Source organism: Kitasatospora sp. NPDC047058 (genome assembly GCF_040643935.1).
In the GTDB taxonomy this organism is placed as follows: domain Bacteria; phylum Actinomycetota; class Actinomycetes; order Streptomycetales; family Streptomycetaceae; genus Kitasatospora.
Genome location: NZ_JBEYVJ010000923.1, coordinates 1 through 1,165 on the forward strand (window position 1 = coordinate 1; position 1,165 = coordinate 1,165).

1 protein-coding gene is annotated in these 1,165 nt (G+C 72.6%); it reads right to left on the reverse strand.

Annotation, left to right across the window (positions count from 1 at the left end; all coding sequences use genetic code 11):
* Positions 1–22: 22 nt before the first annotated feature.
* On the reverse strand, positions 23–1,165 hold a 1,143-nt coding region (locus ABZ885_RS41655; protein ID WP_360200484.1), incomplete at its 5' end, for a molybdopterin cofactor-binding domain-containing protein.

Sequence of the window (1,165 nt, forward strand, 5' to 3'; positions counted from 1 at the left end):
GCGGCGGATGGCAACGGAATGGTCAGGGGTGCCGGACGGGAGTGCCGGTGCGGCGTTCCTCGAGGGCCTGCCAGACCTTGTCGCGCAGGAACGGCGCCTCGGTGAACCGGATGCCGGTGGCGTCGCGCAGCGCGTTGGCGAAGGCGGGCGGCACCGGGTTGAACGGGCTCTCGGACATCGACTTGGCGCCGAGCGGCCCGATCGCGTCCGAGGTCTCGCTGAAGTGGACCTCGGTGCGCGGCACGTCCGCGTACGCGGGCAGCCGGTAGCGGCGGAAGGCGGCGGTGGTGACCTCGCCGTTGTCGTCCAGCAGCACCTGCTCGAACAGCGTGGCGCCGAGCGCCTGCGCCACCCCGCCCTCGACCTGGCCCCGGCACTGGAGCGGGTTCATCACCTTGCCGGCGTCCGCGCCGTGCACGCTGCGCAGGATGCGGATCTCGCCGGTGCCCGGGTCGACGGCGATGCGGAACCACTGGGAGTTGAAGGCCACCGAGCGCGGCGAGCCGCCGAAGTGGCCGTCGGCGCTGAGCTCGACGCCCTGCCCGCGCGCCGCCTCGAAGACCTCCTTCAGCGTCACCTGCTTCCCGTCGCAGTCGACCGCGTCGGCGGCCAGCCGCAGCAGGCTGCGCGGCGTGCGGGCGTACTCGGCGGTGAACGTGAGGATCTGCTCGGCGAGCGCGTTGGCGGCCTTCATCACCGCCTTGCCCGCAACGACGGTGCCGGCCGATCCGAACGCGCCGGTGTCGTGCTTGACCAGGTCGGTGTCGGACTGCCGGATCGCGATCCGGTCCACCGTCGTGCCCAGCGCGCCGGCGGTGATCTGCTTGTGCACGGTGGTGGTGCCGTTGCCGAACTCGGCGGTGCCGACGGCGATGTCGTACGTGCCGTCCTCCAGCAGTTTCACCGTGGCGTCGGCGATGTGGCCGCCGGGCGGCCCGCAGGCGATCGCCGACATGGCGAAGCCCTGGCCCACCAGCCAGCCCTCGGGGGCGAGTCCGGCGCTGGTGTCGTCGGCGAGGGCGTTGCGGACGACCTGCAGGCACTGGTCGAGGCCGTAGGAGGCGATGTGCAGGTCCTCCTCCTCGCCGAGCGGGCCATCCATGTGCTCGCCCGGGCCGATGATGTTCCTCTCCCGCAGCACCAGCGGGTCGACACCCAGCCGCCG